At 71.9% G+C, this 23947-nt stretch carries 24 protein-coding genes; 17 read left to right on the top strand and 7 right to left on the bottom strand.

Features of this window, described 5'->3' with window-relative positions:
• Window positions 1–14: 14 nt before the first annotated feature.
• Complete coding sequence (locus tag ACFPLC_RS04320; protein WP_378188577.1) at window positions 15–848, bottom strand: ABC transporter permease; 834 nt, start codon at window positions 846–848, stop codon at window positions 15–17.
• On the bottom strand, window positions 845–1774 hold the full coding sequence (locus tag ACFPLC_RS04315) for an ATP-binding cassette domain-containing protein (RefSeq protein WP_378188576.1): 930 nt from the start codon (window positions 1772–1774) through the stop codon (window positions 845–847). The genes ACFPLC_RS04320 and ACFPLC_RS04315 overlap by 4 nt, the downstream gene beginning before the upstream one ends.
• Before the next feature lie 250 nt (window positions 1775–2024).
• Here ACFPLC_RS04315 and ACFPLC_RS04310 point away from each other — a divergent pair, with 250 nt between their 5' ends.
• The 14 genes from ACFPLC_RS04310 to ACFPLC_RS04245 all read left to right on the top strand — a co-directional run bounded on the left by ACFPLC_RS04310 (window position 2025) and on the right by ACFPLC_RS04245 (window position 15623).
• Window positions 2025–3596: a DUF6801 domain-containing protein gene (locus ACFPLC_RS04310; RefSeq protein ID WP_378188575.1), complete on the top strand. Its 1572-nt coding sequence runs from the start codon at window positions 2025–2027 to the stop codon at window positions 3594–3596.
• The gene (locus tag ACFPLC_RS04305) at window positions 3593–4327 is read left to right on the top strand and encodes a hypothetical protein (RefSeq protein ID WP_378188574.1); all 735 of its coding nucleotides are present in this window, start codon (window positions 3593–3595) and stop codon (window positions 4325–4327) included. Before ACFPLC_RS04310 ends, ACFPLC_RS04305 begins: the two co-directional genes overlap by 4 nt.
• Window positions 4324–5118, top strand: coding sequence for an MlaE family ABC transporter permease (locus ACFPLC_RS04300; protein WP_043782186.1), 795 nt, complete (start codon window positions 4324–4326; stop codon window positions 5116–5118). Before ACFPLC_RS04305 ends, ACFPLC_RS04300 begins: the two co-directional genes overlap by 4 nt.
• On the top strand, window positions 5119–5934 hold the full coding sequence (locus ACFPLC_RS04295) for an MlaE family ABC transporter permease (protein ID WP_191314785.1): 816 nt from the start codon (window positions 5119–5121) through the stop codon (window positions 5932–5934).
• A complete protein-coding gene (locus ACFPLC_RS04290) occupies window positions 5931–7127 on the top strand; it encodes an MCE family protein (RefSeq protein ID WP_378235699.1) in 1197 nt (398 codons plus the stop codon). The genes ACFPLC_RS04295 and ACFPLC_RS04290 overlap by 4 nt, the downstream gene beginning before the upstream one ends.
• A complete protein-coding gene (locus tag ACFPLC_RS04285; protein WP_378188572.1) occupies window positions 7124–8140 on the top strand; it encodes an MCE family protein in 1017 nt (338 codons plus the stop codon). Before ACFPLC_RS04290 ends, ACFPLC_RS04285 begins: the two co-directional genes overlap by 4 nt.
• A complete protein-coding gene (locus ACFPLC_RS04280; protein WP_378188571.1) occupies window positions 8131–9132 on the top strand; it encodes an MCE family protein in 1002 nt (333 codons plus the stop codon). Before ACFPLC_RS04285 ends, ACFPLC_RS04280 begins: the two co-directional genes overlap by 10 nt.
• Window positions 9132–10130: an MCE family protein gene (locus ACFPLC_RS04275; RefSeq protein ID WP_378188570.1), complete on the top strand. Its 999-nt coding sequence runs from the start codon at window positions 9132–9134 to the stop codon at window positions 10128–10130. The genes ACFPLC_RS04280 and ACFPLC_RS04275 overlap by 1 nt, the downstream gene beginning before the upstream one ends.
• Complete coding sequence (locus ACFPLC_RS04270) at window positions 10127–11098, top strand: MCE family protein (protein WP_378188569.1); 972 nt, start codon at window positions 10127–10129, stop codon at window positions 11096–11098. Before ACFPLC_RS04275 ends, ACFPLC_RS04270 begins: the two co-directional genes overlap by 4 nt.
• A complete protein-coding gene (locus tag ACFPLC_RS04265; protein ID WP_378188568.1) occupies window positions 11098–12204 on the top strand; it encodes an MlaD family protein in 1107 nt (368 codons plus the stop codon). Before ACFPLC_RS04270 ends, ACFPLC_RS04265 begins: the two co-directional genes overlap by 1 nt.
• On the top strand, window positions 12201–12698 hold the full coding sequence (locus ACFPLC_RS04260; RefSeq protein ID WP_378188567.1) for a hypothetical protein: 498 nt from the start codon (window positions 12201–12203) through the stop codon (window positions 12696–12698). The genes ACFPLC_RS04265 and ACFPLC_RS04260 overlap by 4 nt, the downstream gene beginning before the upstream one ends.
• 119 nt (window positions 12699–12817) lie before the next feature.
• On the top strand, window positions 12818–13303 hold the full coding sequence (locus ACFPLC_RS04255; RefSeq protein ID WP_378188566.1) for a hypothetical protein: 486 nt from the start codon (window positions 12818–12820) through the stop codon (window positions 13301–13303).
• Between the two features lie 17 nt (window positions 13304–13320).
• The gene (locus ACFPLC_RS04250; protein WP_378188565.1) at window positions 13321–14502 is read left to right on the top strand and encodes an AMP-binding protein; all 1182 of its coding nucleotides are present in this window, start codon (window positions 13321–13323) and stop codon (window positions 14500–14502) included.
• Window positions 14499–15623 carry a KR domain-containing protein gene (locus ACFPLC_RS04245; RefSeq protein WP_378188564.1) on the top strand — a complete coding sequence of 375 codons (1125 nt, stop codon included), beginning with the start codon at window positions 14499–14501 and terminating at the stop codon, window positions 15621–15623. Before ACFPLC_RS04250 ends, ACFPLC_RS04245 begins: the two co-directional genes overlap by 4 nt.
• A 159-nt stretch (window positions 15624–15782) precedes the next feature.
• Here the strand turns inward: ACFPLC_RS04245 and ACFPLC_RS04240 are convergent, their stop codons facing one another.
• The 3 genes from ACFPLC_RS04240 to ACFPLC_RS04230 all read right to left on the bottom strand — a co-directional run bounded on the left by ACFPLC_RS04240 (window position 15783) and on the right by ACFPLC_RS04230 (window position 19493).
• Window positions 15783–16979 carry an RsbRD N-terminal domain-containing protein gene (locus ACFPLC_RS04240; protein WP_378188563.1) on the bottom strand — a complete coding sequence of 399 codons (1197 nt, stop codon included), beginning with the start codon at window positions 16977–16979 and terminating at the stop codon, window positions 15783–15785.
• Between the two features lie 24 nt (window positions 16980–17003).
• A complete protein-coding gene (locus ACFPLC_RS04235) occupies window positions 17004–18359 on the bottom strand; it encodes an RsbRD N-terminal domain-containing protein (protein ID WP_378188562.1) in 1356 nt (451 codons plus the stop codon).
• 216 nt (window positions 18360–18575) lie between these two features.
• Window positions 18576–19493 carry an alpha/beta fold hydrolase gene (locus ACFPLC_RS04230; RefSeq protein WP_378188560.1) on the bottom strand — a complete coding sequence of 306 codons (918 nt, stop codon included), beginning with the start codon at window positions 19491–19493 and terminating at the stop codon, window positions 18576–18578.
• A 221-nt stretch (window positions 19494–19714) separates the two neighbouring features.
• On the opposite strand from ACFPLC_RS04230, the gene ACFPLC_RS04225 reads away from it, so the two are divergent.
• Window positions 19715–19933: a hypothetical protein gene (locus tag ACFPLC_RS04225; protein WP_378235698.1), complete on the top strand. Its 219-nt coding sequence runs from the start codon at window positions 19715–19717 to the stop codon at window positions 19931–19933.
• Between the two features lie 96 nt (window positions 19934–20029).
• Here the strand turns inward: ACFPLC_RS04225 and ACFPLC_RS04220 are convergent, their stop codons facing one another.
• Window positions 20030–21232 carry an RsbRD N-terminal domain-containing protein gene (locus ACFPLC_RS04220; RefSeq protein ID WP_378189058.1) on the bottom strand — a complete coding sequence of 401 codons (1203 nt, stop codon included), beginning with the start codon at window positions 21230–21232 and terminating at the stop codon, window positions 20030–20032.
• Window positions 21233–21408: 176 nt separating this feature from the next.
• On the opposite strand from ACFPLC_RS04220, the gene ACFPLC_RS04215 reads away from it, so the two are divergent.
• Together ACFPLC_RS04215 and ACFPLC_RS04210 are read left to right on the top strand one after the other, a co-directional pair.
• Window positions 21409–22605 carry an RsbRD N-terminal domain-containing protein gene (locus ACFPLC_RS04215; protein WP_378188559.1) on the top strand — a complete coding sequence of 399 codons (1197 nt, stop codon included), beginning with the start codon at window positions 21409–21411 and terminating at the stop codon, window positions 22603–22605.
• A 177-nt stretch (window positions 22606–22782) separates the two neighbouring features.
• Window positions 22783–23493, top strand: coding sequence for a GNAT family N-acetyltransferase (locus ACFPLC_RS04210; protein ID WP_378188557.1), 711 nt, complete (start codon window positions 22783–22785; stop codon window positions 23491–23493).
• Here ACFPLC_RS04210 and ACFPLC_RS04205 read toward each other — a convergent pair.
• Window positions 23383–23913 (bottom strand): GtrA family protein, encoded by a 531-nt coding sequence (locus tag ACFPLC_RS04205; protein ID WP_191314769.1) that lies wholly within the window; start codon window positions 23911–23913, stop codon window positions 23383–23385. The two genes, ACFPLC_RS04210 and ACFPLC_RS04205, sit on opposite strands and share 111 nt — an antisense overlap.
• Window positions 23914–23947: the final 34 nt, after the last annotated feature.

Genomic DNA, 23947 nt, shown 5'->3' with positions numbered 1-23947 from the left:
AGTTGGCGTTCTGATCACGTGCGGGCGCGGAAGGTGCGGGCCGACAGGACGGCGCCCGCCACCGCGGCCATCGCCGCGATCAGCAGCGCCACCACGAGAGACCAGCCGAGCGGGCGGGCCAGGGCCAGCGTCCGGGTCGCGTCGATCGCGTACGTCAGCGGGTTCACCGCCGAGACCGCGCGCACCCACGCCGGCATCGTGTCCAGGGGCATGTACGCGCTCGAGGAGAACATCAGCGGGAACATCACCACGAACGACGCCGCCTGCAGCGTCTCCGCCTTGCGCAGCCACGTCGTGATCGCCACGAACACCCAGCTCAGGCACCAGCCGACCACCAACGTCAGCACCAGAGCCGAGCCCAGGCCCAGTACCCCGCCCGCCGGGCGGAAGCCCAGGAAGACCACGCTCGCCAGGGCCGTCACCACCAGCTGGACGCCCAGCCGCGCGGAATCCGCCAGCGTCCGGGCCACCAGGACGGAGAACAGCGAGATCGGCAGGCAGCGCAGCCGCCCGGTGAAGCCGCCGTAGATCTCCGCCAGCAGGCCCGCTCCCGAACTCATCGCCGTCGTCATCGCGATGTTGACCAAGGTCGCGGGCACCAGGAAGTTCACGTAACCCTGGTACGCCGCGACACCCGGCAGCGCGCCGACCCCGCTGAACACCTGGCTGAACAACAGCAACAGCACCACCGGCTGCAGCAGGCCGAAGAACACCAGGCGGCGGTCGCCGAACGCCGTGCGCAGCGATCGGGTCGCGAGCACGCGAACCTGCGTCCAGAAGCCGGACTCCGGCCAGGCCGTGGGATCACCGAGCGCGGCGACGGCGGCGTGGTGCCGGGGCTGCGTCACGACGCCGCCCGGTGCAGGGAAAGGTAGACGTCGTCGAGCGTCGGCTCGGTCACCGTCAGGTCCCGCAGCGGCGCGCCCGCCGCGTCGAGCGCGCGCACCACCACCGGGATGTCACCCGGGCCGGACAGCGGCACGGTGAGCACCAGCCCGGCGCGGCCGGCCGGGAGACCGAGGCGCGCCACCGCATCCGCCGCACGCCGCAACGCCAGTTCGGTGCCGAACGTGCACGTCGCCGTCCGGGTGCCGAGCCGGGCCTTCAGCTGCGCCGGCGTCCCCGACACGGTGATGTGCCCGAAGCCGAGGACGACGACGTGGTCGGCCAGCCGGTCCGCTTCCTCGAGGTACTGCGTGGTGAGCACGACGGTGGTGCCACGCGCCGCGAGGCCCTCGACGATCGTCCACAACCCGGCCCGGCTCACCGGGTCGAGCCCGGTGGTCGGCTCGTCGAGGAAGAGCACCTGCGGCGCGCCGACCAGGCCCGCGGCCAGGTCCAGCCGCCGCCGCATCCCGCCGGAGTACGTCCCGGCCGGGCGGTCGGCCGCGTCTTCGAGGCCGAAGGCGGCGATCAGTTCGGTGGCGCGCGCCAGCGCTTGCCGCGGTTTCGCGCCCAGCAGCCGGGCGATCAGCAGGAGGTTCCCGCGCCCGGACAGCGTGTCGTCGACCGCGGCGTACTGCCCGGTCACGCCGATCCGCCGCCGGACCGCGCGGCCGCGCTGCACGACGTCGTAGCCGCAGACGCGGGCGGTGCCCGCACTCGGCCGGACGCGGGTGCTGAGGATGTCGATCAGGGTGGTTTTCCCGGCGCCGTTGTGGCCGAGGACCGCCAGCACCGCGCCGCGGGCGACGGTGAGGTTGATCCCGGCGAGCGCGGTGACTTCGCCGTACTGTTTCGCCAGGTCCGTCACGGCGATGACCGGTTGCGACATGACCGCTCCTTTCCTGCCGGGTAAAAGGTATCGGGACCGGGTCGTGTCGATCAAGAAGACCGCCGCCATCCGCCGTGCGCGTGACAATTTCGCGGAATCGGATCGCACCCGCGTGACAAGGGCTGACCTGCGTGACTCTTCCGGACATGCGCTATCCCCTGCGCGTGACAAAGAATCGCCGGTGGCTTGTTCCCGCAGAAACACGGAGGTAGCTTTGCCGAAATTCCCCCATTTCCCGAGGTGACGACCCGTGAAGTTTTCGTGGAAGTCGAGAAAGCCCGCCTTCGGCCTGGCCGCGGCGACCGCAACGGCGGTCGCCGCGACCGTCGCGCTGGTCGGGGCGGGCCCGAGCCAGGCCGCGCCGGTGAGCCTGACGCTGAACTACAACTGCCCGTTCCCGCTGATCGGCGACCAGGTGCTGTCGGTGAAGATCGACACCAACCTGCCGGACAACGCCGTCGCGGGCGCCGCGTCGACCCCGATCACCTTCGACGTCGACGTCACCGTGCCGGAGACCGCCACCGAGGGCCTCGCCCTGGTCGGCGCGACTTCGCTGGACGGCTCGGCGAAGGCCGCGGCCGTGCTCAAGTACCCGGTCGACAAGACGCTGAACCTGAACCTGCCGCTGACGATCGCCTCGACGCCGGTGCCGCCGTCGGGCGCGTTCCACGTCAAGAGCAGCGGAAAGGCGCCGGCGGTGACGTTCCCCAGCCCGGGGACCGCGTCGGTGACGGTCGGGAACTTCAGCACCACGATGACCCCGCGCACCGCCGACGGCCAGCCGACCGACCTCGGCACGTTCACCTCGGACTGCGTCGCGGTCCCGGGCCAGAACCAGCAGCTGGGCACGTTCGAGATCAAGCCGGCGGGCGGCACGACCACACCCACGACGCCGACCACGCCCACCACGCCCACCACGCCGACGACCCCGACCACGGAACCGACCACGCCGACCACGGAACCGACCACGCCGACCACGGAGCCCACCACCCCGACCACCCAGCCGACGACCCCCACTACCGAGCCGACCACCCCGACCACGGAACCGACGACTCCGACAACTGAGCCGACGACTCCGACCACGGAAACCACCACTCCCACGACCGAGCCGACCACGCCCACCACCGAGCCGACGACCCCGACCACGCAACCCACGACTCCGACCACGGAGCCCACGACTCCGACAACTGAGCCGACGACTCCGACCACGGAACCGACGACTCCGACCACCGAGCCGACGACTCCGACAACTGAGCCGACGACCCCGACCACCCAGCCGACAACCCCGAGCACCACGCCGACGAACCCGCCGGGCGGCATCGAGGTCAAGTACTCGGTCAAGGGCAAGTCGGAGCTCAAGCAGCTGCACGCCACGCTGCCCCTCGGTCCCGGCACCCTGGACGCCAAGCTCGACGCGGCCTCCGGCAAGTTCGGCGCCCAGCTCGCGCTGCCGAAGTCGGACGTGAACTTCCGCGTCCTCGGCTTCATCCCGGCGTCCGCGACGGTGAAGCTGAACCAGGTCGGCGCGATCACCGGCACCCTCACCGCCGGTGCGGTCAAGGCGAACGCGCAGGTCGACGTCCAGCTCACCAAGGTCCGCGTGTTCGGCTTCCCGATCCTGTCGTCGAAGTCGTGCCACACGGTCAAGCCCGCGGACGTGCCGCTCGTCTCGGCGCCCGGCTTCGACCCGCTCAAGGGCGGCAAGCTGACCGCCACCTACGGCATCCCGCAGTTCACCGGCTGCGGCTTCCTGACCGGCCTGATCACCGGCATCACCTCCGGCCCCGGCAACAAGCTGGACGTGACCCTCACCAAGAAATGAACTCGATGAAGCTGATCCGCTTTTCCCTGCCGCTCGTGCTGGCAGTGGCCGCGTTCTCGCTCGGCGCCGCGCAAGCCGCGCCGGGCGAGAACGCCCCGGCGGTGCAGGCGGCCACCCAGATCCCCTTCGGTTTCACCCTCGGGGACGCGCAGCAGCCGACCACGAGCCACGTGGCCAAGCTCGGGTCCGACGTCGTCTTCCCGCCGGGCACCTTCGACGGCGCGCTGGGCGGCCTCACGAGCACCGTGCCGATCACCGGCAAGCTGACCATCCCGCCCACGAACGGCTACTTCGTCGCGTTCCGGTTCATGGCCACCACCGGCCGGGTCGAAATCGTCCCGGACGGCGACGCCGCCGGGACCGCGACCGTCCACACGGGAAAAGACAAGGACTGCAAGGCCACCCAGACCAACATCTGCGCCGACACGGACGTGACCGCCAAGGTGTTCATCAAGCTTTCGGATGTCGAAGTGGACGGACGACCGCTCGACGTCGGCCCCGACTGCCGGACCGCCCAGCCCGCGGCGGTGACCATCAAGGCGCTGGTGCCGATTTCGCTGCCCGCCCCGCCGGTCAAGGTGACGTCGACCTTCACCACGCCGGAATTCGCCGGGTGCGTCGGGCACGAGGACGTCAGCCGGCTGCTCACCGGCCTGGTTTCCGGCCCGGGTAACACCTTCGTCTCGAACCTCCAGCTGCGCTGCTTCAGCACCGGGTGCAAGCAGCCATGACGACGTTCCTCAGCGAAGCGCCGCAGAAGGCCGCGAACGGCCTGCGTGAGTTCGGCCGGATGTGCGCGATGGGCCTCGACGTCCTGCTCGCCATGCTCCGCCGCCCGTACCAGGTGCGGGAGTTCGTCCAGCAGTTCTGGTTCATCGCCAGCGTGTCCATCACGCCGGCGATCCTGGTCTCGATCCCGTTCGGCGCGGTCATCTCGCTCCAGCTCGGTTCGCTCACCAGCCAGATCGGCGCCCAGCAGTTCAACGGCGCGGCGAGCGTGCTGGCCGTCGTGCAGCAGGCCAGCCCGATCGTGACGACGCTGATCATCGCCGGCGCGGGCGGCAGCGCCATCTGCGCCGACCTCGGCGCGCGCAGCATCCGCGAGGAGATCGCCGCGATGGAGGTGCTCGGCGTCTCGCCGATCCAGCGGCTGGTCGTGCCGCGCGTGCAGGCCGCCGTCGGGGTGTCCGTGCTGCTGAACGGCCTGGTCAGCGTGGTCGGCGTGCTCGGCGGCTACTTCTTCAACGTGATCGTGCAGGGGGGCACGCCCGGCGCCTACCTGGCCAGCTTCAACGCCCTCGCGCAGCTGCCGGACCTGGTCGTCAGCTCGATCAAGGCCGTCATCTTCGGCTACCTCGCCGGGGTCGTCGCGGCCTACCGCGGCCTCAACCCGAAGGGCGGCCCCAAGGGTGTCGGCGACGTCGTCAACCAGTCCGTCGTCATCACGTTCCTGCTGCTGTTCTTCGTCAACACCGTGCTCACCGCGCTGTACCTGCAGCTCGTCCCGGCGAAGGGAACCTGAGTGGCCATCCTCGGCAAACCCGGCGACCGGCTGTTCGACCTCGGCGACCAGCTGCTCTTCTACGTCCGCGCGCTCGCGGCCGTCCCGCTCGCCGTCACGCGCTACTTCCGCGAAGTCGTGCGGCTGCTCGCCGAAGTGACGTTCGGCAGCGGCGCGCTCGCGGTGATCGGCGGCACGATCGGCGTGATGGTCGGGCTGTGCGTGTTCACCGGCGTCACGGTGGGCCTGCAGGGCTTCAGCGCGCTGAACCAGATCAACATCTCGGCGATGACCGGCTTCCTGACCGCGTACTTCAACACCCGCGAGATCGCGCCGCTGGTCGCCGGGCTGGCGCTGTCGTCCACTGTGGGCAGTGGCTTCACCGCGCAGCTCGGGGCGATGCGGATCTCCGAAGAGATCGACGCGCTGGAGGTGATGGCCGTGCGGAGCATGCCGTACCTGGTCACCACCCGGATCGTCGCCGGGTTCATCGCCATCGTCCCGCTGTACGTCATCGGCCTGCTGATCTCCTACCTCGGCTCGCGGCTCACCACGGTCGTCTTCTTCGGACAGTCCGGCGGCACCTACGACCACTACTTCACGCTGTTCCTGCCGCCCGGCGACGTCCTGTGGTCGTTCGGCAAGGTGCTGGTCTTCAGCGTCGGCGTGATCCTGACGCACTGCTTCTACGGTTACCGCGCGAGTGGCGGCCCGGCCGGGGTCGGCGTCGCGGTCGGCCGGGCCGTGCGGACGTCGATCGTGCTGATCAGCGTGCTCGACCTCTTCCTCTCGCTGGCCATCTGGGGCGCGACGACCACGGTGAAGGTGTCCGGATGAGCCGGTTCCGCACGCAGCTCGCCGGGGTCGCCTTCCTCGGCGTGCTGGCCCTGCTCGGCTGGCTCGCGGTGGCCATCTACGACAAGGACTTCGACGACGCCGAACTGGTGACGCTGCGGGCGGACCGCCTCGGCAACCAGCTCGCGCCGACCGCGGAGGTCAAGGTCAAGGGTGTCCCGTTCGGCGAGGTCCGGGCGGTGCGCAGCACCCGTGCGGGCGCCGAAATCGATCTCGCGCTCGATCCGGCGAAGATCGGCCTGCTGCCGGGGAACGTGTCCGCGCGGCTGCTGCCGAAGACGGTGTTCGGCGAGCGGTACGTCAACCTCGTGCTGCCGGACAGTCCACAAGGGAAACTCCAGGCCGGTGCCGTGATCGCCCAGGACCGTTCGACCAACGCCATCGAGCTGGAACGGGTGCTCGGCGACCTGCTGCCGCTGCTGCGCGCGGTCCAGCCGCAGAAGCTGAACAGCTCGCTCGGCGCGATTTCCCAGGCTCTCGACAACCGCGGGAAGCCCCTCGGCGACAGCATCGTCCGGCTGCAGGACCTCCTCGGGCAGGTGAACCCGCTGATGCCGCAGTTCAAGGCCGACATCACCGGCCTGGCGAACGCCGCCGACGTCTACACGGGAGCCGCACCGGACATCCTGAAGGCGCTGAGCGACCTGTCGACGACCGCGAAGACCATTGTGGACACCCGCGCGGACCTGGACAACCTCTACTCGAGCGTCACCAGCGCCACCGGGCACCTGAACGAGTTCCTGCGCAAGAACAAGGACAACCTCATCGGCGTCTCGGCGGCGAGCCGGCCCACCCTGGAGCTGCTGGCGCGCTACTCGCCGGAGTTCCCGTGCCTGTTCGACGCGGTCAACCGGCTCAAGCCGCTGATGGAGAAGGCCCTCGGCAAGGGCACGAACGAGCCGGGCCTGCACGTCACGCTCACCGTGCAGGACCCGCGCGAGAAGTACGTCCCCGGCCGGGACAACCCGCGGTTCGACGCCACCGGCGGCCCGAAGTGCTACGGCGGTGGCGCGGCGGCCGCGGGCCCGGCCGACGGCGACCTCGGGCCCGCGAACTCGCCCGGCGAGCGGCGGCTGGTCGCGGAACTGCTGCGGCCGACGCTGGGTGAGGTGCCGGACTGGAGCAGCGTCCTCATCGGACCGGCGCTGCGCGGGACTGAGGTGACCGTCCGATGAGGAGCATTGCCGGCCCCGCCGTCAAGGGCCTGATCTTCTTCCTGGTCACCGCGGCCGCCACCGCCGTGCTGGCGGTCACCATCGCCAATTCGAACGTCGGCGCGACCATCGGCTACACCGCCCGCTTCACCGACACCACCTCGGTCAACCGCGGGGACGAGGTGCGGATGGCCGGGGTCCGGATCGGCCAGGTCGACTCGGTGCGGGTGGTCGAACACCGCCTCGCCGACGTCGAGTTCTCGGTCGGCCGCGCGCACCGGCTCACCGCGGCGGCCTCGGTCACCATCCGCTACCGCAACCTGGTCGGCCAGCGGTACCTCTCGATCGACCCCGGTGCCACCGACACTTCGCCGACGCTCGCCGAAGGCGCGCAGATCCCCTTGGAGCGGACCAGGCCGGCGCTCGACCTCACCGCGTTGTTCAACGGCTTCAAACCGCTCTTCCAGGCGCTGTCGCCGAACGACGTCAACCAGCTGTCGTTCGAAATCATTCAGGTTCTGCAGGGGGAGGGCAGCACGATCGACAGCCTGCTGCGGCACACGGCGTCACTGACTTCGACGCTGGCCGGGAAGGACGCGCTGATCGGCCAGGTGATCGGCAACCTCAACACCGTGCTCGACACGCTGAACGCCCAGGGCGACCAGTTCGACACGCTCGTCGACACCACCGCCCAGCTGGTCACCGGCCTCGCCGCGGACGCCAAGCCGATCGGGCAGGCCATCGGCGGCCTCGGCGAGCTGACCACGGCGACCGCCGGGCTGCTCGAGCAGGGCCGTCAGCCCCTCAAGGACAGCATCACCGCGCTCGGCGACCTGTCGAAGAACCTGGCCGACAACACCCCGGTGTTCCAGCAGTTCATCGACAACCTCCCGAAGAAGCTCGACCGGATCGGCACGCTCTTCTCCTACGGCTCGTGGGCGAACTTCTACCTGTGTTCGGTCCAGACCGACGCGAAACCGGCACCGGGCGGTCCGCCACCGGGCATCCCCGTGACGGCTGCGAGGTGCCGGTGAAAGCGTTCCGCAGCCGCAACCCGATCGCCGTCGGCGCGGCGACCGCGCTGGTCATGGCCCTGATCGGCAGCGCAACCTTCTTCTCCGACGACCTGCCGCTCATCGGCGGCGGCACGACCTACCGGGCCGAGTTCCACGAGGCCGCGGGGCTCAAGCCGAACGACGAGGTCCGCGTCGCCGGGGTGAAGGTCGGCGAGGTCACCGACGTCCGGCTGGCCGGCGACCACGTCGAGGTGCTGTTCCGGGTCCGCGACACCTGGGTCGGCAACCGCACCACGGCGGCGATCAAGATCAAGACGCTGCTCGGCCAGAAGAACCTGGTGCTCGACCCGGTCGGCAACGCCGAGCTGAACCCGGACCAGGCCATCCCGGCCGAGCGCACGAGCTCGCCCTACGACGTCACCGCGGTCTTCAACGACCTGGCGAGCACGGTCGGCGCCATCGACACCGACCAGCTCGCGCAGGCGTTCCGGGTGCTGTCCGACACGCTCGGCGCGTCCGCTCCCAGCGACGTCAAGACGGCTTTCAACGGGATCGCGGCCCTGTCGCAAACGCTGGCTTCCCGGGACGAAGAGCTGGTCAAACTGTTCCAGAACACCAACCAGGTCTCGAAGACGCTCGGACAGCGGTCCGACCAGATCCAGGCCCTGATCCGCGACGGCAACACGCTGCTCACCGAGCTCAACGCCCGCAAGGACGCCATCGCGAAGCTGTTCACCGGCATCAAGAACCTTTCGATCCAGCTGCGCGGGCTGGTCGCGGAGAACCAGAAGACCCTGGGACCGGCCCTCGACCAGCTCGACCGCGTCGCCGGAGTGCTCCAGCGGAACCAGGGGAAGCTCGAGGACAGCCTGCGCCTGGCCGGGCCGTTCTACCGGCTGCTCGGCAACGCCGTCGGCAACGGCCGGTGGATCGACACCTACATCTGCGGGCTGATCCCCACCGGCACCACGCCGGGCAGCTGCCAGCCACCGAAGAACGGGGGACGCTGATGGCCCACCAGCTGATCGACCTGGGTGCGGCGGCGCGGCGGCGGACGAGACTGCGGGCCCTCACGCTCGGCGTCGTCCTCGCGCTCGTCGTGTCGGCCGCCTGGCCGGTGGTGACCGCCCCGGCCGAGCGGAAGCTGACCGCGTACTTCACCGCCGCCGTCGGTATCTACCCGAACTCGGACGTCCGCGTCCTCGGCGTCGCCATCGGCTCGGTGTCCAAAGTGGAACCGAACGGCACCGATGTCAAGGTCACCATGACGCTGCGGCCCGGGGTGGCGCTGCCCGCCGACGCCGGGGCCGTAGTCATCACGCCGAGCCTGGTCGCCGACCGGTACGTGCAGCTCACGCCGGTCTACCGCGGCGGGCCGCAGCTGGCCGACGGCGCTTCGATCCCGCGGGAGCGCACGGCGACGCCGGTCGAGGTCGACGACCTGCTGCACAGCCTCAACCAGCTCATGTCGGCGCTCGGGCCGCAGGGCGCCAACAAGGACGGCGCGGTCAGTGAGGTGCTGACCCGGTCGGCGGACTACCTGAACGGCACCGGGCAGACCATCGGCACCGCGATCAAGAACCTCGGCGAGTTCGCCCGCACCGCGAGCGATTCGAAGGACGACCTGTTCGGTTCCGTCGACAACATCAGCAAGTTCACCGCGATGCTCGCGGCCAACGACGGCCAGGTGAAGCAGGCCATTTCGCAGATCGCTTCGCTGAGCAAGGTGCTGGCCGACCAGCGCGACCAGTTCTCCGGCGCGCTGACCGAGCTGACCCAGGCGCTGAGCGTCGTGCAGGGGTTCATCAAGGACAACCGCGGCAAGGTCCAGTCCGATGTGGACAAGCTGGCCGACGTCACGAAGGTGCTCGTGAACCAGAAGGACTCCCTCGCCGAAGCGCTGCAGGCGGCCCCGAACGCCCTGACGAACCTTCTGGGCGCCTACGACCAGGCCAACGGCACCATCGACGGCCGCGGCAACCTCCTCGAATTCGCGGAGCCGAAATGAAATCCCTGGTCAAGCTGGCCGCGGTGGTCACCCTCGCGCTGGTCACCACCGGCTGCGGCAGCGGCGTGAGCGTCTACGACATCCCGCTGCCGGGCGGCGCCGCGCTCGGCGACCACCCGATCCACGTGACCGCGAGCTTCACGAACGTCCTGGACCTGGTGCCGCAGTCCGGCGTCAAGGTCAACGACGTCCCGGCCGGCCAGGTCGTCAAGGTCGAATTGGCGCCGGACTCCCGCAGCGCGGTCGTCGAGCTGCTGCTCAACGGCGACGTCGACCTGCCGGCCAACGCCGTCGCCCGGCTGCGGCAGGCCAGCATCCTCGGCGAGAAGTTCGTCGAGCTCGCCCCGCCGGACGACGCGACGCCGTCGGGACGGCTGCTCGACGGCGCGACCATCCCCCTGGACCGGTCGACGTTGACGCCCGAGATCGAGGAGGTCTTCGGAGCGCTGTCGCTGCTGCTCAACGGTGGTGGTGTCGCGCAGGTCCAGAACATCAGCCACGAGCTGAACGACGCCCTCGGGGGCAAGGAGACCGCGGCGCGTTCTCTGCTGTCTAATTTGGACAGCTTTGTGCAGGGCCTCGACGAACACCGGAACGAGATCACCCGGGCCATCGAGAGCGTCAACAAGCTCGCGACGACCTTGAACGCGCACACCGACCGGATCACCACCACGCTGAACGGCCTCACCCCCGGCATCGGCGTCCTCAACCAACAGCGGGAAGCCCTGGTCGGGATGCTGGAGTCGCTGGACGGGCTGACTTCGGTCGCCGTCGACACGGTCAACCGCAGCAAGGACGACCTCGTCGCCGACCTCCGCGCGCTGGAGCCGTTGCTGCGACGGCTGGCCGACTCCGGCGACAAGCTGCCGAAAGCGATGGAGATGGTCTTCACCTTCCCGTTCCCGGACGCCGCCTTAGACACCATTCGCGGCGACTACCTCAACGGGTTCCTGAAAGCAGGCCACTGATGCTGACCCGGTTCGTGCGCGCGCAGGTGACGATCTTCGTCGTCATCGCCGTCGTCGGCGTCGCCTACGTCGGAGCCACCTACGCGGGCCTCGACAAGGTCTTCTTCGACCGCGGCTACACCGTGACCGCGCAGTTCCCGACCGGCGGCGGCATCTTCACCAACGCCGAGGTCACCTACCGCGGGGTGCCGATCGGCCGCGTCGGCGAGCTGCGGCTCACGCCCGCCGGAATGGAAGCCGACCTCGAGATCGACTCCGGCACCGCACCCGTCCCGGCCGACACCGAAGCCGTCGTCGCGGACCGCTCGGCCGTCGGGGAGCAGTACGTCGACCTGCGGCCGCGCACCGACGGCGGGCCGAAGCTGCACGACGGCTCGGTGCTCACCCAAGCCGACACGAAGATCCCGCTGCCGGTCGACATCGTCCTGTCGACAGTGGACTCCTTCGCCAACTCGGTGCCGAAACCCGCGCTGCGGACGGTCGTCGACGAGCTGTACAACGCGACGTCCGACGCCGGCCCGGCACTGGACCAGCTCGTCGGCCGCGGCATCGAGTTCGTGCAGGCGGCGAGCGCGCACGTCGCGCCGCTGACCCGGTTCGTCACCGACGCCCACACCGTGCTCGACACCCAGGTGCAGCAGGCCGGCGCGATCCGCGAGTTCGGCGCCAACGCGAAACTCCTGGCTTCGACGCTGAAGCAGTCCGACGGCGACCTGCGCACGCTGATCCCGGCGGTGCCCGCGGCCGCGAACGAGGTCGGCGCGCTGATCCGCGACTCCGGTCCGAACTTGGGGGTGCTGCTGGCGAACCTGCTGACCACCGCGGACGTCCTGGAAGCACGTCAGAACGGAATCCGGCAGCTGCTGATCACCGCGCCGCAGGCGGTCGCGGCGGCGGGCGCGATCGTGCGGCCGGACGGCGTCCACATCGGACTTTCGCTGACGTTTTTCGACCCACCGCCGTGCACCACCGGGTACACGACGCCGTACCGCAACGGCCTCGACACGTCGGTCCGCCCGCTGAACACGGCCGCGCGCTGTGCGCTGCCGAAGGGCGACCCGACGAACGTGCGGGGCTCGCAGAACGCACCGGGAGGACGGCCGTGAGGATTCTTGCGTGGGTGGTCGCGGTCTTGGCGACCGTCGCCACCGGCTGGTCGGGTTTCACCTGGTGGCAGGCGGCGCACGACGACGGCGTTGCCCGCGCGGTCGTCCGGGAGGAGGCGTTGGAGGCGGGCCGGACGGCGGTCACCGGACTGACCACCTTGGACTACCGGCAGGCCGCGCCCGGGTACCAGCACTGGCTGGACCTCTCCGGCGGCGCGCTGCACGACGAGCTCGCGGCCGACCGCCAGGGCAGCCTCGACCGGATCGCCCAGGCGAAGACCGTCACCACCGGGAAGGTGACCGACGCGGCGGTGACCGAAGTGGACACCGGCGCCGGGACGGCGAAGCTGATCGCCTCGGTCGAGCTGATCGTGGCGCCGGACGGCGGGGACGCCGTGACCAAGCGCAACCGGTTCCAGGCCGAGCTGACCCGCGGCCCGGACGGCTGGCGCGTCACCGGCCTCGGCCAGGTTCCCGTCGGGGAGGCACCGTGAAGACAGCGACGAAAAAGCGTCCCGTGAAGGTCGCCGGCCGCCGGCACCCAGACCCTCGTGAGTGTTTGGAAGGGTTAGAACCCGCCTTACCACTCACGACCCCCGGGCCACGGCGGCGGGTGACGGTGGTGCTCGCGGTGGTGGCCGTGGTCATGGCGGGGCTCGCGGTGTGGTTCACGCTCGAAGCGCGGAGCACGAACGCCGTCGTCGCGCACAACAGCGCGCTTTCCGATGTCGCGGGCACGGCCGAAGCCGGGAAGCAGGTCAGCGCCGCGCTCGGCACGGTCTTCTCCTACCGCTACGACGATCCGGCCAAGAGCGAGCAGGCGGCGAAGGACGTCCTGACCGGGCCCGCGCTCGCGCAGTACGAACAGCTCTTCGGCCAGGTCCGGAAGCTGGCTGCCGAGCAGAAGCTGGTCGTGACGTCGACCGCCGTCGCGTCCGGAGTGAAGCTCCTGGACGGTGATCGGGCGGCGCTGCTGGTGTTCCTCGACCAGACCGGCACGAGAGGGGACGGGCAGCGCAGCAGCGGCGCCGCCCAGCTGAGCGTCACGGCCGAGCGCGTCGCCGGGAAGTGGCGCGTCACCGGGATGGCCGCGGCCTGAGCATGCGCGAGGACCCCATGACCCTCTCCGAGCTGCTGGCCGGCCGTGCCGCGGCGGCGGGCTCGGCGCCGGCCTTGACCTGGGCCCGGCCGGCGGTCACCTTGACCTGGGCCGAGCTGGACCGGCGGGTCACCGCCGTCGCCGCCGCCCTGCGCCGGGTCACCGAGCCGCGGCAGCGGGCGGCGATCCTCATCGAGCCGTCACCGGACCACGTCGTCGCGTTCCTCGGCGTGCTGCGGGCCGGGCTGGTCGCGATCCCCGCCGGGCCGGAGCGCCGGGCGAGCGTCCTCGCCGACGCCGAGCCGTCGATCGTGCTGGCGACCGCGGCCACCGTGCCCGCGATCCGGCGGTTCCTGGCCACTTTGGACACCTGCGGGCACCGGGTGCTCGCCGTGGACACCGTCCCGGACGCTCCCGGCTTCGCCGAAGTCCCGGTCACGCCGTCGGACGTCGCCTACCTGCAGTACCCGGGCGGGGTGATGGTCACGCACGCGAACGTGCTGGCCAACGCCCGGCAGGCGGCTCAGGCGCTGGGGCACACCGCCGTGGTGAGCCGGCCGCCGAGCGACCCGCTGGGGCTGGTGCTCGGGGTGGCCCTGCCGATCGTCACCGGCCGGCCCGTGGTGCACGACGAGTCCGCTCCCGACGCGCTGACGGGGTGTTACGTCGTCGCCGAAGCGACCGCTCTGGTCGCTTGTGGACACCCGGCCGGCCAGCGGGTCGCGATCGTCGACCGCGCCGGACGGCGGGTGCCGGCGGGCGACGTCGGCGAGATCTGGGTGAGCGGGCCCAACGTCGCCCGTGGCTACTGGCGGCGGCCCGAGGAGTCCGCGCGGGTCTTCTGCGCCCTCATCCTCGGCGACGACGAGCCGCGGTGGTGGCTGCGCACCGGTGACCAGGGCTTTCTGAACGCTGCGGGCGAGCTGTGCGTCACCGGCCGGAACTTCGTCGCCGGGCACCGGCCGGAGGACCTCGAGGCGACGGCCGAGCAGGCGCACCCGGCGATCCGGCCGCGTGCGGCGTCGGCGTTCGCCGTTCCCGGGGGCCAGGCCGTGGTGGTGCTCGAGCTGGCCGACGGCGTCGTCCCGCCGCGCGGTGAGGTCGAGCGGGCGGTGCGGCACGCGGTGTCGGCGCGGCACGGGCTCACGCTGCGCCGGGTCGTCGTGCTGCAGTCCTCCATCGGGGACGGCCTGTGGTGACCGGGCCGGTGGAGCGGGCGCTGTCGCCGGGCGTCCCGTTCGCCACCTCGTCGTTCGAGGTGATGTGGCCCGAAGTGCCGCTGCCGCCGGTGGTCCCGCCCGGGCCGGGCGCGTGGCTGCTGCTCACCGACGAGCACCCGGCCGCGCTCGGCCGGGCCGTCGCGCTGGCACTGGCGCTGGCCGCGGCCGGAGACGACGCGCTGTCGCTGCCGCGCGACGACCTCGACGAGCTGCCCGGGTTCCTCACCGAACGGCCGGTGCGCGGCGTCGTCTACCTGACCGGGTCGCCCTACGCCTACCACGATCCCGAGGCCGCGCAGGAACTGCTGCTGTCGGTGCGGTCGGTGGTCGCGCGCCTCGGCTTCGGTGTCCGGTTCCACCTGGTCACGCAGGGCGGCGGCGAGCCGGGGCTGGCGTGCCTGCGCGGGCTGGTGCGGGTGCTCGCCCTCGAGCGGCCGCAGCTGCGGGCGAGCCTGGTCGACTTCGACACGCGGTCCGATGTGGACGCCCTGGCGCGGGAACTGCGGTCGGACGCGCCGGACGACGAAGTCCGCTGGCGGCACGACGTCCGGTACGCGGCCAGGCTTACGCGGGTGCCGTTCGCCGTCGAAGTGCCGACCGGGCCCGGCGCGTACGTCGTCACCGGTGGCCTCGGACCGGCGGCCACGCGGTGGCTGGCCGGCACGGGGGCCACCCGGATCGTCCTCTGTGGACCGTCCGCGGGGGCGTCCGGCGCGGTGGTGGTCCCCGGCGACATCACGGAGCCCGGCGTCGCGGAGCGCCTGGTCACGGCGGCCACGGCGGACGGCCTGCCGCTGCGGGGCATCATCCACGCGGCGGGCGTCCTCACCGACGACCCGTCGGCCGCCTGGCACCGCGGCGTCCTGGGCGCCCGCCGCCTCCACGAGGCGACCGCGGACACCCCGCCGGACTGGTGGCTCCTGGCCACGTCGGCCGCGGCGTTGTTCGGCGCCCCCGGCGAAACCTCCCGCGCCACGGCGGACGCCTGGCTCGAGGCGTTCGCCGCCTGGCGCCGCTCCCGCGGCCTCCCGGCCACGATCGTCCAGCTCGGCACCCCCCGCCTCCCCGACCTCCCCCGTCCCTACTTCTCCACCCTCTGACCGTGTCGACCCTCCAATCACGCGTGTCGCCCCTCCAGTCACGAGTGATGCCCCTCTGATCACAGAGATGCCCCGCCCCGCCTCGGGCTGTCCGGGCGGCAAGGGGCTTCGGTCGTGATTGAGGGGTCGACACGCGTGATTGAGGGGTCGACACGGGGGTCAGGGGAGGGTGGCGCGGAGGGCGAGGATCATCTCGAAGCGGGCGTCCGGGTTGCGGAGGTGGTCCGCGAAGAGGGTTTCCAGCTCCTGGGCGCGGGCACGGACCGTCTGGGGGTGGATCGCGAGGCGGTCGGCGACCTCGCGGACGTTGCCGCACGTCTCCAGCCAGGCCAGCAGCGTTCCCGCGAGCCGGTTGTACTGCTTCGGGGTCAACGCCGTCAGCGGGGCCAGGCGGCGGCGGGACACCTCCGTCACGAGGAACGGCTCCTTGCGCAGCCACAACGTCGCCAGATGGTCTTCGCACCAGGTCAGCGGCTCGTCCGGGAGGACCTCCGCGGCCACCAGCCGCAGCGCCTCCTGGGCCGTCGCCAGCGAACGACCCGCCTGACGCGGCGGGACCGGCGGCCCCACCGCCGCCCGGTGGCCGGCCAGGGCCTCGGTCAGCGCGCTCCGGTCCGCCGGCGCCGGCAACAGCAGGCGCGGGGTGCCGTCTTCGAGGTCCTCCAGCGCGCCCAAGCCGGTGACGTCGGCGGGCCCGTCGAGCGCCACCGCGACGAGCCGGTGCGGCAACGGCCACTCCGCCGCCGTCGCGGCCTCCTGCACCGTCCTGGACGGCGACGGCGGGTCCGCCAGCAGCAGGTCCAGCAGCCGGCGCCGCCGCCGTTCCAGCGCGCCCGCCGCCCGCGCCTGGGCCGCCGCGTGTCCCGCGATCGACAGCGCGGACAGCTCGTCGATGTAGGCGAAAATAGCCTCGGCCAGCAGACACAGCGTCGCCGACGGCACGCCCGCCCGCGTCCCCACCTCTGCCATCCGCCGCCACGTCACCCGCGCGCCCACCCGGTACGCGGCCTGCAGGACGTCGAGGTTGCGCCCTTGCGCGAGCTCGTGCACGCCGAGCCCGACGAACACCTTGCGCCGCTCGTCCGGCAGCGGTCCCGACGCGGCGATCCGGTCGATGAACTGCAGGATCGCCGCCTGGACGCCGGCCCGCAGCGCCTTCCCGAACGCGCCGTCGAGGGGCCGCGCGTAGTCCGGGATGGTCCGCTGGATCTCGCGCAGCACCTCGTCGGCGACGTCGAGCAGCCGCGGCCGGAACACCGCGGCCAGCTCGCGGGGGAGCATGGCCCACAGCTGCCCGGGCCTGCCGTCACCGCTCAGCATCGGCCCGAAGGCCGTCTCGACGGGCGATCCCGTCATGGCTCACCTCGTCGTTGAAGGGAGTCAGGAACCGAGAAGTGCCTCCGCACGCAGCGCGATCTCCATGTCGAGCCGGTCGTCGGCGTTGTTGAGCCGGTCGCCGAACAGATCGATCAGCTGGTGCATGCGGTACCGGACGGTCTGCGGGTGCACCTTGAGCTTCTTCGCGATTTCGGGGGCGCTGCCGCGGGACTGCAGCCAGATCAGCAGCGTCTCCCCGAGCCGCGCCCGCTGCTTGGGCGTGAGGTCCTTGAACGGCTGGAGGCTGCGCGCGCACAGTTCGCGGACGAGGAACTCGTCGGCGAGCAGCCAGAGCGTGGACAGGTGGTCGGTGCAGCGCGTCACCGGCGCGTCCGGCAGGACGCCGCGCTGGACCAGCTTGAGCGTGCGGCGCGCCCACAGCAGCGAGCGCGGCGCGTCGGTGAGCCGCACGGTCGGGCCGATCACCGCGCGCCAGCCCGGCAGCCGCTCGGCGAGGTTCCTCAGGTGCTTCTCCGGGGCACCGGTGACCAGGCACGGCTCGCTGCCCTCCAGGTCCACGAGGACGTCGGAGTGCAGGTCCGGTGCGGCGAGACTGTGCTGGTCGGCGCGGGGTTCGAGGGCGACGACGGTGACTTCGGCCGGCAGGGTCCACTGCGCCGTGGCGGCCTGCGCGGTGATGGTCTGGGGCGCGGACGGCGGATCGGCCAGCAGCAGCTCCAGCAGCCGCCGGCGGCGGCGCGCGCGGGTGCCCGCAGCGCGCGTCTGGGCCGCCGTGTAGCCCTCGATCGAGAGGGCGGAGATCTCATCGACGTAGGCGAAGATGGCTTCGGCGCTGGTGCACAGCGTGTCCGCGGAGACGCCGGCGGCCTGCCCGAACTCGCTGATGTGCCGCCAGGCGACCCGGCCGCCGACCCGGTAGGCGGTCTGCAGGCAGTCGAGGCTGCGGCCCTCGTTGAACTCGATCTTGCCGAGGTTGCGGAACACGGTCGTCCACGTCTCGAGCGGCACGGCACCGGGGGTGCCGACACTGTCGAGGCACTGGATGATCGACTGCCGGACACCCTGCGTGATGATGTGCCCGAACGCGCCCTCCAGCGGCTGGCGGTACTCGGGCACCGCCCGCTGCACCTCCTGCAGGATGGCGCGGGCGAGCGGGTCGACCCGCGGCTTGAAGCGGATCGCCAGCTCGCGCGGCAGGGACGCCCACAGCCCGATCGCGCCGGAAGCCCGGCCGGGCCGGGGATCCGCCGGGGTGCGCGGCGCGGGCGGGTAGGCAGGGCGGGGCCGGTCGGCCGACACGGACTGCTGCCGGTAGGCCGGTCCGGGAGTGCGCTCGCCGGGGTGCGGCCGTCCGGCCCGCAGGACGGGTACGGAGACTCCAGTGTCCACGTCGGTCATGTGTTTTATCCTTGCTGGCAACAAAATCGGCCTCGTCGGCGGGAACGCCGATCCGGTTTTTGTGGCTCAGGCAACATAATTTCGTGTGAACGGCACTGTCAACGGGTTCTCCGCTGACTTTGCGGTAACCCGTCCGGACTACACCCGAACGGGTGGAACGGCGCGGGAGGAGGTGACACTTCCGGCGGGCGCCGATGGTGCGCGCGTGACAACTTTTCAGGCGAGCGGTTCCGGGGTTGTCAGCCGCGTGACGACGTCGTCGAGCGTGAGCCGGGCGGGCGCGGTCTCCGCGAGGAACTCGTTGAGCAGCGCGCAGAACCGATCCGGCTCGGCCACGTGCGGAAAGTGTTTCACGTTTTCCAGAACGGTCAAGTGGCTGTTCGGCAGCAGCGCGGCGGTCCGGCGGCCGTGCGCGACCGGGATGAGCGGGTCGCGCTCGCCCCAGACCAGCAGGACCGGCACGGCTTCGGCGAGGTAGAGCTTGTCGACGGCGCTCGCGCGCTGGCCGCGCAGGTCGATCAGGCTGCGCGCGATGAACAGGAACGCCCGGCGGCGCGCGGGGTCGGCCAGCGAGGCGAAATGCCTGACCAGTTCCCGTGTTTCAGTTTTCAACGACCCGCCGAGCCGTCGTCCGAGCCGGGCGGCCGCCCGCGCGAGCGCGAGCGTCACCCGGTTGACCGCGAGGGCCATTGTGGCCGGTGCGCCCGGCAGGGCAGCGGCCCGCAGCACCGGGCTCACCTCCGGGCCCAGGCCGGCGCTGCCCACCAGCACGAGGCGGTCGCACATTTCCGGGAACTGGTAGGCGAACTGCAGCGCGATGCCGCCGCCGAGCGAGTGTCCGACGACGGTCGCGTGCCGCACCCCGGACACCGCGAGGACGTCCCGCACGGTGCTCGCCAGCGCGCCGAGCCCGTAGTCGGCACGGGGTGCCTCGGATTCGCCGTGGCCGGGCAGGTCGAGGGCCAGCACGCGGCGGCCGAGCCGGGCGCAGCGCTCCAGCACCGGCGCCCAGGTTTCGGCGCTGCCGGCGATCCCGTGCAGCAGCACGACCGCTTCGTCGCTCTCGCTTGCGTGCGGCAGGTGGTCGTGCAGCCGGAGGCGGCGGCCGTGGAGGGTGAGGGTCTTGACGGTCATGGGCGGCCTTTCTCGCGAAGGGGAAATTAGGGCATCCGACTGCTGCCGCGGATGTGGTGAACGCCACCGCCGGGGAATCACGGACGGGCGTGACAAGTCCGATTGCGGAAAGGCGGCGGCGCGTGCGGGTTTTCGCGGCGTCACCGGGAATGCGTATCGACATTCCGCCGGTATCCGGTAATCCTCGGAGGCATGGTCGCAATGACGCACCGGACGCGCTGATGTCCTGCCGCGCGAGTTTCCATTTCGTTCACCAGGGGCCGCGGCCGGGGTGGTCGGGCCGCCGCCCGTGGCGGCGGGTGCTGCCGATGCCGGTGCGCGCGCTGGACCGGCTGGTGAGCGTGGCGGGGCACGGGGCCGGCCGCGCCGGATCTCCGGACGCGCCGAAGCTCCCGGCCGCTTGGGGGACCCCCGGTTTCAACGTTACTCGCGGCCACTGACAATTCCGGTCCCGCGCGCGGGGCCGCACCCGGAGTTGTCCACAAGTCCGGGCCGCGCCCGGAGTTGTCCACAACGTTCGCCGCACCAGCGGCCGCTCAGCCCTCCGGGGGCCGGTGAGCACGCATCAGCCGCTGCGCCCGCAGGGCCAGCTGCATCCCCAAGCGGTCGTCGGCGTCCTTCAGACGCTCCCCGAAGAGCTCCTCGAGCTGGCGCAGGCGGTTGCGGACCGTCTGCGGGTGCACCCCCAGCCGCTGCGCGATCTCCGGCGCACCCCCGCGCGTCTCCAGCCAGGCCAGCAGCGTCTCGCTCAGCCGCTCCCGCTGCTTCTCGCTCAGCGACGCGAACGGATCCAGGCTCTGCCGGGCCAGCTCGGCCGCCAGGAAGTCCTCGGCCAGCAGCCAGAGCGTCGCGAGGTGGTCGCGGCACCAGATGATCGGGCCGGGAACGTCCGGGCCGGACAGCAGCAGCGCCCGGCGGGCCGTGCGCAGCGCGGCCGGGGCGTCGACCAGCGGGACCGTCGGGGACACCGCCGCGCGCCAGCCGTCGAGCTTGGCCGTCAGCGGGGCCAGGTCGGCGTCCGGGTCGCTGGTCAGCAGGTACGGCTCCGGCCCGTCGAGGTCGGCCAGGACGCCGTCGCCGAGCAGGTCCGCCGGGAAGTCCGCCGCGTCTGGGCCGCGTTCGAGGGCCACCATCGCCGCCGTCTCCGGCAGCGGCCAGCCCGCCCCGCCGGCCAGGCCCGCGATGCTGCTCGCCGCGCCCTCCGGGGCGCCCGCGATCAGCTCCAGCAACCGGCGACGCCGGACCGGGACGGCGCCCTCGGCCTCGGCCTGCGCCTGCTGGTAGCCCTCGATCGCGGTCGCGCACAGCTCGTCGACGTAGGCGAAGATGGCCTCCGCGGCCACCGAGATGACGGCCGGGTCGACGCCGGCGGCGACCACCGCCGGGTGCATCGCGCGCCAGGCCACCCGGGCCCCGATCGTGGCGCTGTCCTGCAGCGCGTCGAGGTTGCGGCCCTCGGTGAACTCGATCCGGCCGCGGCCGCGGTAGAACTCGATCCAGTGCTCGTGGCCCAGCGCCGGCTCGCCCATCGAATCGATGCAGTGCTGCACCGCGAACTCGACGCTCTTCACCAGCACCTTGCCGAACACGCCCTTGAGCGGCTGGCCGTAGGCCGGCACCGTGCGCTGCACCTCCTGGATCATCGAGGCCGCCGCGTGCCCGACGTGCGGGCGCAATCCCGCGCCGAGCGCGCGCGGCAGCGAAGCCAGCAGGCGAAAGCTGCGGTACTCGACCACCAATCCCCCTTCGAGTGCGTGGGCGCCGAGCGTATCCGACGCACGTGTCACTGAAAAATCAACGATCGGTTCCCGGAAAGGGTGACGCCGACACGTCCTTTTGACACGGACGGGTGCGCGTTCTACGCTCCGTGTCAGATTTCCGAGGAGCCAATTCCCAGTGGAGGACTGAATTCCCCATGCGCGGTTCCGCTGCCTCGGACAGTTCCGTGTGGTCCCGCCTGCCGCAGGAGCTCGGTGACGCGGTCCGCCCGCGCATCCCCGAGATCGCCCGGGCCTGCATCGACGCGATCGCCGCGGAGATTCCGGATTATTCCGGGAGATTCGGCGACGGCCCCGGCCGCGCGACCGCGATCGAGCTGGCGCGGCGCGGGATCGAGCGGGACGTCGACCGCGTCGGCACGCCGTCGCTGTGGCAGGCCGACCGGCTGGCCGGGTTCCGCGGCCACGGGCGCGACGCGTTCCACAGTGGTCTCAGCCGCGAAGCCGTGCAGGCGGCGGTGCGCGTGTCGAGCCGGGTCACCTGGCGGTGGATCGCCGACATCGCGCGGGAAGCGGGCCTGTCCGGTGACGTCCTGTACGGCGCCGCCGAAGGGATGTTCGCCGACGTCGAGACGTCGATGGCGGCCGTCGCCGAGGGATACAGCGCGGCCGAGGCCGCGGTGTCCGGCACCGGCGAACGGCACCGGCGCCTGCTGCACGCGCTGCTCGGCGGCCGGACACCGTCGGAAGTGGACGGTCTGATCGCGGTGTCCGGGCTGCCGGTGCCCGAGCGGGTGGCGGCGGTGGCGTTCCGTGCGTTGCCGGGCGCCCCGGAGCTCCCGCCCGGCCTGCTGCCGGAGCACGTCCCGGCCGACCCGGCCGGCGACCCACCGGCCGCGCTGACCCCGGCCCCGGACGTGGACCTGATCGGACTGACGGACCTGCCCCCGGGCTGGACGGCGGCGGTCGGCCCGCTGGTCCCGCCGGCGGAGGCGCCGGAGTCCTTTCGCATCGCCCGCCGCGCGGTCGACCTCGCCGCCCGCGGGCTGCTGGACGCGCCGGGCCCGGTCATCTGGTGCCGCGACCACGTGACGACGTTGCTGCTGCTCGCGGACGAGTTCCTGGTCGGCCAGCTGGCCTCGACGACGCTGGAGCCGCTGGCGGGGTTGCCCGAGCGGCGGCGGGAGCAGCTGGCGGAGACGCTGCTGGCGCTGGTCCGGACCCGCGGCAGCGCGCCCGAGCTGGGGCGGTTGCTCGACCTGCACCCGCAGACGATCCGCGCGCGGCTCAAGAAGCTGGGCGAGTTGTTCGGGGAGAAGCTGGACGACCCGTCGGAGCGGCTGCGGCTGGAGCTGGCCCTGCTGGCCGAACGGGCGCTGCCGGACCGCGGCTGACCGGCCCGCGGCTGGCCGTGACCAGCCCGGACGCGCGTACCTGGAGGGTCGGCCTGCGTATCTGAAGGGTCGGCGTGCGTACCTGGAGGGTCGGCTTGCGTGCCCGGAGGGTCGGGTGGGTGGGCGGCTCGGGGAAAACGGTCCGGTGGGTGGTTGTCCGGCTCTAGGCTGCCGGACATGACCGGATTGCTCACCGAGCGCCTGCGCCAAGCCTCCGACAACGCCGTTGCTATGTGGAGCACCCTGGCCCGCGCGCGCGGGGACCACGTCGAGGACCACCCGGCCTTCACCGTGATCGACGGCCGCCGGTTCCGGATCATGCTGCGGACCGCCGCGCCCGGCGCCGCTGCCGTCGAGGCGCTGACCGAACTCGCCGGGAAGCGCCGCGCGGACGGGCGGACCGTCGTCGTCGAAGACCCGTTCCGGGTGCTCGACCTGACCGGGCTCGGGATGTCCGCCGGGCAGCTGCCGGTGATGGCCCGGGAGCCCGGCTCCGCCCCGGAAGCCGACGGCGTCGAGCGGATCGGAACCGCCGCCGGCCTGGCCGAAGCCGAAGACCTGATCGTCCGCGGCTTCCCGCTGGAGGAGTACCAGCCCCACCGGCCCGGCAGCGTCTTCCCGGCAGGCCTCCTCGACCAGGCCACCGCGTTCTTCCGCAAGGGCGCCCAGGGCGCGTGCCTCACGATGGCCCACGGCGGTGTCGTCGGCGTCTACTGGGTGACCACGCTGCCCGAACACCGCTCGAAGGGTGTCGGGCGCGCGCTGATGCACGCCGTCCTACGGCACTTCGACGACCTGCCCGTCACGCTGACCGCCTCGAAGCTCGGGCGGCCGCTCTACGAGAAGCTCGGGTTCGCCACCCTCGGCGACGCCGACTGGTGGCGCTGACGGGAACACCCACCGCCGGTACCCGAACCAGCGGAACGCCGTCCCGGCCAGGGTGCCCAGCAGCATCCCGGCGACGAAGTCCGCGACCTCCTGCGTCAGGTGATCCACGTGCGGCACCGACAGGTGCAGCACGTACCGCGACACCAGCGCGGGCACGAGGTTCACCGCCACCGCGCCCGCGTTGACCGCGAAGAACAGGGTCGCCTCCCGCAGCCGCCGGTGGCCGCCGCGCGAGGCGAACGACCAGCGGCGGGACAGCAGGTACGCGAACGCCGTCGAGACGACCGTGGCGATCGCGAGGGCCGTCACCGGCTTCTCCCGGCACACGGTGAGCTTCAGGCTGTAGTCGCCCAGTAGTGTGACCCCGTACGCGGCCAGGCCGACGACGGCGAAGCGGAGCAGCTCTCGCGGCTCTGGCATGGTTCCTCCAGGTGACGCCGGAACGGGTGGAGGT

This window comes from Amycolatopsis plumensis (genome assembly GCF_042652605.1).
Classification (GTDB): domain Bacteria; phylum Actinomycetota; class Actinomycetes; order Mycobacteriales; family Pseudonocardiaceae; genus Amycolatopsis; species Amycolatopsis plumensis.
This window is presented reverse-complemented; position numbering and strand designations above follow the sequence as displayed.